General features: G+C 70.8%; 6 protein-coding genes and 1 pseudogene. 5 read left to right on the top strand and 2 right to left on the bottom strand.

Features of this window, described 5'->3' with window-relative positions; translation table 11 throughout:
• Positions 1 to 745: 745 nt before the first annotated feature.
• Together ACGF5C_RS31415 and ACGF5C_RS31410 are read left to right on the top strand one after the other, a co-directional pair.
• Positions 746 to 1,102 (top strand): hypothetical protein, encoded by a 357-nt coding sequence (locus ACGF5C_RS31415; RefSeq protein ID WP_393307500.1) that lies wholly within the window; start codon positions 746 to 748, stop codon positions 1,100 to 1,102.
• Positions 1,103 to 1,148: 46 nt separating this feature from the next.
• Positions 1,149 to 1,993 (top strand): annotated as a pseudogene (locus tag ACGF5C_RS31410) (IS5 family transposase).
• A gap of 613 nt (positions 1,994 to 2,606) precedes the next feature.
• Here ACGF5C_RS31410 and ACGF5C_RS31405 read toward each other — a convergent pair.
• Positions 2,607 to 3,704: a TolB family protein gene (locus ACGF5C_RS31405; RefSeq protein WP_393307498.1), complete on the bottom strand. Its 1,098-nt coding sequence runs from the start codon at positions 3,702 to 3,704 to the stop codon at positions 2,607 to 2,609.
• A 573-nt stretch (positions 3,705 to 4,277) separates the two neighbouring features.
• On the bottom strand, positions 4,278 to 5,267 hold the full coding sequence (locus ACGF5C_RS31400) for an N-acetylglucosamine kinase (RefSeq protein WP_393307496.1): 990 nt from the start codon (positions 5,265 to 5,267) through the stop codon (positions 4,278 to 4,280).
• 191 nt (positions 5,268 to 5,458) lie between these two features.
• Here ACGF5C_RS31400 and ACGF5C_RS31395 point away from each other — a divergent pair, with 191 nt between their 5' ends.
• The 3 genes from ACGF5C_RS31395 to ngcE are packed head-to-tail and all read left to right on the top strand — an operon-like array spanning position 5,459 to position 8,629.
• Positions 5,459 to 6,421, top strand: coding sequence for a MurR/RpiR family transcriptional regulator (locus tag ACGF5C_RS31395; RefSeq protein ID WP_393307494.1), 963 nt, complete (start codon positions 5,459 to 5,461; stop codon positions 6,419 to 6,421).
• Positions 6,418 to 7,167: a sugar isomerase domain-containing protein gene (locus ACGF5C_RS31390; protein WP_393307492.1), complete on the top strand. Its 750-nt coding sequence runs from the start codon at positions 6,418 to 6,420 to the stop codon at positions 7,165 to 7,167. Before ACGF5C_RS31395 ends, ACGF5C_RS31390 begins: the two co-directional genes overlap by 4 nt.
• Positions 7,168 to 7,192: 25 nt before the next feature.
• Complete coding sequence (gene ngcE / locus ACGF5C_RS31385; protein ID WP_393307490.1) at positions 7,193 to 8,629, top strand: N-acetylglucosamine/diacetylchitobiose ABC transporter substrate-binding protein; 1,437 nt, start codon at positions 7,193 to 7,195, stop codon at positions 8,627 to 8,629.
• Positions 8,630 to 8,643 lie beyond the last annotated feature (14 nt).

The following is an 8,643-nucleotide window of genomic DNA, read 5'->3' as shown; positions in this document are numbered from 1 at the left end:
ATGATCCGCCGCTACATCATCTGGCGGAACAAGCACGCCACCGACAAACGCCTCAGCCAGGTAGTCAACAGGGCCAACATTGCCTGACGCGGCACTAGTGGCGCTGTTGCCATGTGCCCTTGCCTGGCAAGCACTGTGGCCGGTTCGCCTACACGCTCTGTGCGGGGTCTTCCAGTCCCGCCAGGGCGGGGTCATCGAGATCGCGCCTGATCGCGCTTTCACGGTGTCTGAGGTCATGTTCGGTTACAAGGAGGACGGATCTAGGGACACGATTTCCGGCAGGGGTCTGTTGCGTTCGGGCGACTTGGCGGCGAATGGTCGGCTATTCCTGCGGATGAAGGAACCCAGAACAAGCCTTGAGTTCAACGCTGATCGCAGCTGGCGGGGGGACGTGAGCCTGTGGCAATGGGTCGACGACCCGGACACCGGGGAACGCGAGACCTTCGTCCAGAAGTCTGCCTGCTAGCCGCTGACGGTCCGCATCTGGTCCGCAAGAGGTCCACCGAAGGTGGGGGAGCGTCAAGAGATATCAGAAGGTGTTCCCGCTGCTAGACCACCATGTGCCCAGGTCGGCGATGTCGCCCATCTTGATCTCGTAATGCGTAGGTCGCTGATGCGGTCGCTTCCAAGTGATGCCGTGACGATCGCGAGAGAGGCTAGCCGACGCCGAGGGCGGGGCGATCGCTGCCGCGCCGCTACGCGGCTTGCCACCGGGTAGCTCTGGCCAGTGCTGCATGATCAGCGCGTGGGCCAGTTGCCGGAAGATGTCAGGTCGTGTTACCGGTTCTTCGCGTTCTACCTCGCCAATGGCACGCTGTGCCTAGACCTCCTGGACGGGATTGACTACCGGCCTGCTCTGATGCAGTTCGGCTCGACGCTCGAACAGGTCATGGCGATCTTCTCCAACGTGCTCGACATCGACGAGCACGGCCAGGTGACGAACGCAGGTGATGCCGAGTGGCGCGCCGCGCAGTACATCCGCCGCTACTGCGACCGGGAGTACACAGTCGAGCCGCCATTCGAGGCTTGGGAGCTAGGGCGTGTCTCCTGGATCTTGGGGCAATGTTCGGCTATTCACACGTGTCGTGGGTGGACGGTTTGAGCTGACCGATGTCGAGTACGCGCGGATCGCGTCGTTGCTGCCGGCGATGACACCGCAGCGTGGTGGACGGTGGCGTGATCATCGGCAGGTGATCAACGGGATCGTGTTCCGGGTGCGGACCGGGGTGCCGTGGCGGGACGTCCCGCAGCGGTACGGGCCGTGGAAGACGCTGTACAAGCGGTTCACCCGCTGGCAGGAGGACGGGACGTGGGCGCGGATCGAGGCGATGCTGCAGGCCGACGCGGACGCTGTCGGGGACCTGGACTGGCACGGCAACGCCGATTCCACGATCGTGCGCGCCCACCAGCACGCCGCCGGTGCGCGTAAAGGGGGCTGAGCAGCCGTGACGCAGCGCGACGAGAAGGACTCGGCAAGTCGCGCGGCGGGTGGACCACGAAGATCCACACGATCGGTGACGGGCGTGGCCGGAACCTGACCAGCCACCTGACCCCGGGCCAGGACCACGACACCCGCCAACTGGTGCGGCTACTCGACGACGTGGCCGTGGCCCGTCCCGGCGGGATCGGCCGTCCGCGCAAACGCCTCGATTCCCTCTCGGCGGACAAGGCGTACAGCTCGCGCGGCAACCGCCGAGCGTTACGGGCCCGGCGCATCCCGCACGACATCCCGGAGAAGGACGACCAGAAAGCCAACCGGGCCCGGAAAAGATCACGCGGTGGCCGCCCGCCCACGTTCCGCCCTTACCGCTACCGGCAGCGCAACACCATCGAACGGCTGATGAACCGGCGCAAGCAGTTCCGTGCCGTGGCCACCAGGTACGACAAGCTCGCCTGCCGCTACCGGGCCACCGTGCAGATCGCCGACATCCTCATCTGGCTACGCGCGAAACCGGACACCGCCCCAAGCCATGATCCGGGAGACACGGCCTAGAACTGCCGTGACGAGGGGTGGCTGTACAGCCACCCGTACAGCCAAGCCGACCGACGGAGACGGTTAGGGGCCGACGCGAGGCGACATGGCGAGCAGGTCAACGGCCGTCACCGACGCCAGCCGACAGCAGTCTTGATCTTTGCAAGGCAGGGGTCGGAAGCTGGGCGCGCGCTCGCGGACTGCCCTGCGGGCGGCCTCCGGCCGTCCTCGGGCGCCCGCAGCGCGTCAACCGATAGTCAGCGGATCGTCAGCGAACGCCGTACCGCGCAGTCACACTCGATCATGCTCGACTGCACGACCGGTGGGTCTGACCACGCGGTACGGCACTTGATCACACTCGCCGCTACGTCAGGTCACTTTCCCCCCGACGGGGGTCGTTCATCCGCGAGCGTCTTGCGGCCCAGGTGAAGATCCGCCAAGTGCTACTCGATCTTCTAGCCTCTGCGATCACGATGATCCCTCACCCCGCCCGCGCGCACGTCTGACACGCCGGTTGTCGAGCCAGAGCGCCAGCCCTTCGCGACAGCGGTACGCCGCGATGCCGGTCACCAGGACGGTGATGAGGAGGGCCCAGAACCAGAATCGGGGGCCCACTCCGTGGGGCGGGCTTGCGTCACGGGTGCGACCACTGCGGATCACGTCGTCGGAAACGTCGATCGCGACGACGTCTCTTGGGGCGGTGAGCAGGGTGGTGGGAGCATCCGCGCCACGACCGAGGGCCAGCACCCCGCACAGTGCCGACGTTGCCGTACGCCAGTCGCTGATCCATCTCTAGGGGCGCGTCGAACGCGGCCGGAGCGTGGGGTGCGGGCTGGTAGGCGACGACCCGCGCAGTCCCATCCGCCGCCCACCCCAGCAGCCGAATGGCGGTCACCCCGGAGACGGCCGGCGTGTCGATCGCGCCGAGGTCCCTGCCCGTGGCCGGGTCGATCCGCCGCAGGCTCCAGCTGCCGCCGTCCCGCCGGGTGACCGTCAGCGCCCGGCCGTCGGTGCTCCAGGCGCCCTTGCCGGCCAGCTCCGTCTCGGGCGCGAGGGTGAACGAGAAGAGCCGCCGGCCGTCGAGGTCGGCGACGGCAACCGTCCGCCCGGTTTGGAAGGCGAGCCGTGCACCGTCCGGGGCGAATGCGACCGGGGACCCGTTCCCCTCGTAATCGTCGGCCAGCCGGGTCCGGCGGTCGCCGTCCAGCCAGACGATGCTCAGCACCTGCCGGTAGGCGCTGCGCTCCGGGTTGGCCGGCACAGTGTCTCGGACGACCAGCGCCCGCCCGTCCGGCGACCAGCCCGCCGGTTCGACCATAACGGTGCCGGAGACCCCGCTGGCCACGGTACGGCTGCGCCCAGTCACCAGGTCGACGATCTCCACTCGGGGATGCGTGTAGCCGACGGATCTGAAGGCGACCCGGCGACCGTCGGGAGACAGCACCGTGTCCTCGCAGGCTTGCGCCTCGATTTCGCCTTTGATGATCCGGTAGCGGTCGGCGTCCGCACCGACGACCGCGATGATGCTGCCCTCGTTGCCGTACGTCAGGAGCGGGGCCTGACCGGTGAATATCACCGAGGCGGGACCGAGGCGCGGTCGATCGGTGGCGTGCAGGCTGCCGAAGGGCGGCACGCCGACCCGGTCGGGCAGCGCGGCCTCAGCGCCGGCCGCCGGGTCGACGGCGGGGGTACCCGCCAGCGGCAGCACCGCCCCGGCCAGCGCGACCAGCACCATTGCCGCCGCGGCCGCGAGGGCGGTACGGCGGCGGGAGCGGCGGGCGGTGGCGAGCGCCCGTTCGTAGACCGGGTACGCGGGGACGTCGGCTGGGCTGAGGGCTGACCTCCGGTTCGTGGGGCGATCGCAGCCACCATGCCCGGTGAGTGCGTCGTTACGTCGGTGAGGAGCTGCCTACGGTTGTGGCGTTTGACGTTGACGCCGAGGCCGATGGCGCAGTCCTCCCTGTGTTGTTGCGGCGGCCTCCGTCGGGATCGTGACAGGGCTCGTCTACCGCTACGGAGCCGCCGATGAGCCGCAGTCGCACCCCATCGCCGTACAGCACGAAAGTACGGCAACTCACGGGACCGTCACAGCCGTCGGCGGCCCCGACGACGCTCGCGAGCTGTGTATCGGGCCGTCAGCAACGCCTCGCTGGCAATCCACAGATCCAGGCGAGCATCTCGGCGATCAGGTGCGGCGCAGTGGGATGCCCAGCCGGCGGCACCGCCTCGCCGTCGTCCCGGGCCCACCGTCGTCCGGGTCGGCCCGTTGTCGATGCACGGCGGGCGCGGGCGGTGACGAGGTTGGTCAGGAGGTTGGTGGAAGCAGCAGGGCGTGCAGGGCCCCGGGATCGGTCACCTCGGGCAGGTCGCGGGCGGCGAGCCACGCCGCGGCGGCCGCGCCGTCGCCGGCCGAGCACAGCGGCGCGTCCGGCCACCGCCGGGCGACCTCGGCCCGGACCGCGGAGGCCAGCGGGGTGTCGCCGGTCAGCAGCCCGCCGCCGAGCACGATCGGGGAGGCGTCGCCGGCCGGGCGGATCCGCGCGGTGCTCTCCGCCAGGTGGGCGGCGGCCTCGTCGATCAGGCCGCGGGCGACCGGCTCGCCGTCGACGGCGGCGGTGACCACCAGGGGCGCGAGCCGGGCCAGCTCCACCGGGGATCGTCGGGTCACCGCCTGGATCAGCGCGTCGCCGGTGTCCCGGGGCCGGGGCGCCACCTCGGCGGAGCCCATCAGCTCGGTGAGCACTGCCGTCCCCAGCCGCCCCGGGGCCTGCCCCCGGTCCAGGTCGGACAGCAGCCGGCGGACCGCCTCCCGGCCCAGCCAGAAGCCGGAGCCGGCGTCGCCGAGCAGCCAGCCGTGACCGTCGGCGACCCGGTCCAGCCGCAGTTCGCGGACCTGTGCGGCGATCGCGCCGGTGCCGGCGATGACCACGGTGCCCTCGGGGCTCGCGGTGCCCGAGGCGTACGCGACCAGGGCGTCGCCGTGCACGTCGTACGGGCAGCGCAGGCCGGCGTCGCGCCAGGCCCGGTCGAAGGCGTCCCGGCCGGCGGGGTCGGCGAGCAGCCGGGCGGCCCCGGCCAGGCCGATGGTGCCGGCCCGGACCCGGGTGGGGTCGACATCGGCGAGCGCCTCCCGCAGGGCGGCCAGGAGTTCGCCGGCGGCCCGCTCGGCGCCGTGGCTGGTGGGGTTGCCACCGCCGGCCCGGCCGGTGCCGAGCCGGCGCCCGTCCAGGCTCAGGGCGGCCGCCCGGGTGGACGTACCTCCGACGTCGAGACCGACCACGACGGTGTCGGACATCGGCACCCACCTCCTTGATCAACGCCGCGTTCATGCTGGTCGGCCCAGCGACGTAGGGCAAGGGCCGGGGCCTGTGGCGGGCTGTGCGCCAGGTAACAGTTTGAAAACTTCGCCCGCGGTCTTGACATCGAGGGGCTTTTAGTAAGAACTTTTACCAGTAACAGTTAATAATCTTTTCGGAAAGGCGTCCCATGGTTGATCACGAGGTGGACATCTCCGCGGGGACCGCGGTGGTCGACGCCGACGCGGTCGACCGGCGGCCCGCGCTGGGGGTCCCCTCCGACGGTGTGCTGGCCCGGGTCCGGGCCGGCGCGGGCGAGCTGACCGGGGCGCTGCGCCGGGTCGCCGAACACGTGCTCAGCGACCCGGAGGCGGCCGCCCGGGCGACCATCGTGGAGTTGGCCGAGCGCAGTGGCACCTCCCCGGCGACGATCACCCGGTTCTGTCGGGCGATGGGCTTCGACGGCTACGCCGACCTGCGGCTGGGCATCGCCGCCGAGACCGGCCGGGCCCGCTCGGCGGGCTGGACCGTCGACATCGGACGCGAGATCCAGCCGAGTGACCCGCTCTCCCGGGTGCTCGACCAGATCATGGCCGCCGACACCCGCGCCATGCACGACACCGCCGCGCTGCTCGACCTCGCCGAGGTCGAACGCGCCGCCGTCGCCATCGCCGGGGCGTCCCGGGTGAACATCTTCGGCGCCAGCGGCAGCGCCCTCGTCGGCGAGGAGATGCAGTTCAGCCTGCACCGCATCGGCGTGGCGGCCTGGGCCTGGAACGACGTGCACGAGGGACTCGCCAGCGCGGCCCTGCTGCGCCAGGGCGACGTGGCGCTCGGCATCTCGCACACCGGCCAGACCCGGGAGACCATCGAGATGCTCGCCGAGGCCGGCAGCCGGGGCGCGACCACCGTGGCGCTGACCGGCTTCCCGCGCTCGCCCCTGGCCGAGCTGGCCGACATCGTGCTGCTCACCGCCAGCCAGGCCACCACGTTCCGCCCCGACGCGCTGTCGGCCCGGCACCCGCAGCTGGTCGTGCTCGACCTGCTCTACATCGCCGTCGCCCAGCGCACCCACGACCGCGCCCACGCGGCCTTCCGGCGCACCGCCCAGGCCGTCGACGGGCACAAGGCCGCGAAGGGGGCCACCGCATGATCAGCGCCCAGGGGTACGCCGACGCCGTCCGCCCGGTGCTCGACCGGCTGGTCGACACCAGCGCCGACGGGATCGGCGCCGCCGCCGACCTGATCGCCACCAGCCTGCGCGCCGGCGGACTGCTCCAGGCGTTCGGCGCCGGCCACTCCGAGGCGTTCGCCGGGGAGCTGGTCGCCCGGGCGGGTGGACTCGTGCCCACCAACCGGCTCGCCATCCACGACCTCGTGCTGCACGGCGACGCCCCGCGCGACGTGCTCGCCGATCCGAAGCTGGAGCGCGACCCCGCCATCGCCCACCAGCTCTACGCGCTGGCGGCCCCGCAGCCGCAGGACGTGTTCGTGGTGGCGTCCCAGTCCGGCATCAACGGCTCCGTGGTCGAGCTGGCGACGCTGGTCACCGGCCGCGGTCACCCGCTGATCGCGGTCACCTCGGTCGAGCACACCGCCCGGGTCGCCCCACGGCACCCGTCGGGCCGGCGGCTCGCCGATCTCGCCGACGTCGTGCTGGACAACGGCGCGCCGTACGGCGACGCACTGCTGCCGCTCGAGGGCGGCGGCGCGGTCTGTGCGGTCTCCTCGGTCACCGCGGCGCTGCTGGCGCAGCTGCTGACCGCCGAGGTCGTACGACGGTTCCACCAGGCCGGTGAGGTACCCCCTATCTACCTCTCCGCCAACGTCCCCGGCGGGGACGAGCACAACCACGCCCTCGAGTCGCGGTACGCCGGGCGCCTCCGGCGGACCGCCTGACCCGACACCACAAGGAGAGACGACGATGTCGATTACCCCCGACAACCCGGCCGACCTGAGCCGCCGGAGCGTGCTGCGCCGGGCCGCCGCGGTGGGCCTGCTCGCCACCCCGGCGGCCGGCCTGCTGAGCGCCTGCGCGACCAGCGGTGGCGACGAGAAGAACGAGCAGGTCGCTGGCGGCACGAAGAGCGCCACCAACCCGCTCGGCGTCCCCGAGGACGCCCCGATCGAGGTGGTCATCTTCAACGGCGGCTACGGCGAGAAGTACGCCACCGACGTGCACCAGCCGCTCTACAAGAAGGCGTTCCCGAAGGCCGAGGTCAAGCACCAGTCGACCCAGGCCGTGTCCACGGTGCTCCAGCCGCGGTTCGCCTCGGGCAACCCGCCGGAGTTCGTGAACAACTCCGGCGAGAAGCTGATGGACTTCGGCGCCCTGGTCGCCGACGGCCAGCTCCAGGACCTCACCGAGCTGTGGGACGCCCCGTCGGTCGACGACCCCAACAAGAAGGTCCGCGACACCGTGGTGCCGGGCACCGTCGAGGCCGGGTCGTTCAACGGCAAGCCGTACGTCCTGTACTACGTCTCCACCGTCTTCGGCATCTGGTACTCGGGCAAGCTGTTCAAGGACAACGGCTGGGCCCCGGCGAAGAACTGGGGCGAGTTCACCGCGCTGCTCGACAAGATCAAGGCCAAGGGCATCACCCCGTACGGCTACGCCGGCGCGAACGCGGCCTACTACCAGTGGAACGTGATCCTCACCCACGCGGCGAAGATCGGCGGCACGGACGTGCTGAAGAACATCGACAACCTGGAGGACGGCGCCTGGCAGCAGGACGCGGTCAAGCAGGCCGCCGAGGCGTGGGCCGAGATCGGCGCCAAGTACGTCGACAAGAGCTTCGAGGGGCTCAAGCACACCGACGTGCAGCTGCGGCAGAACCAGTACAAGCTGGCTTTCTACCCCAGCGGCGACTGGCTGGAGGGCGAGCAGAAGAAGGACACCCCGTCCGGCTTCGAGTACCAGCTGATGCCGGTGCCGAGCCTGTCCGCCTCGGACAAGCTGCCGGCGACGGCGCTGCGGGCGACCGCCGGTGAGGGCTACTTCGTCTCGGCCAAGAGCAAGAACCCCAGGGGCGGCCTGGAGTACATGCGCCAGATGCTCTCGGTGGCCGGCGCGAAGGGCTTCACCGAGGTGGTCAAGGCCCCGACGGTGCTGACCGCCGGCTCGGCGGGCTTCGCCTTCCCGCCGGGTGTGGCCAGCTCGCAGGCCGCGCTCAAGGCCGCCGGCCAGGACGTGTTCAACCTGTACTTCGACGGCTGGTACAAGGAGCTCGACACGGAGGCGCGGACGGCCACCAACGAGCTGATGTTCGGCCGGATCAAGGCGGACGCCTTCGTGGAGCGGATCCAGAAGCGCGCCGACGCGATCAAGAAGGACAGCTCCGTCACCAAGTTCAAGCGCTGATCGAACGGAGCGTA

It is taken from the genome of Micromonospora sp. NPDC047620, assembly GCF_043205005.1.
In the GTDB taxonomy this organism is placed as follows: domain Bacteria; phylum Actinomycetota; class Actinomycetes; order Mycobacteriales; family Micromonosporaceae; genus Micromonospora.
The sequence above is the reverse complement of the archived record's forward strand: the minus strand, read 5'-3'. Positions and strand labels throughout refer to the sequence as shown.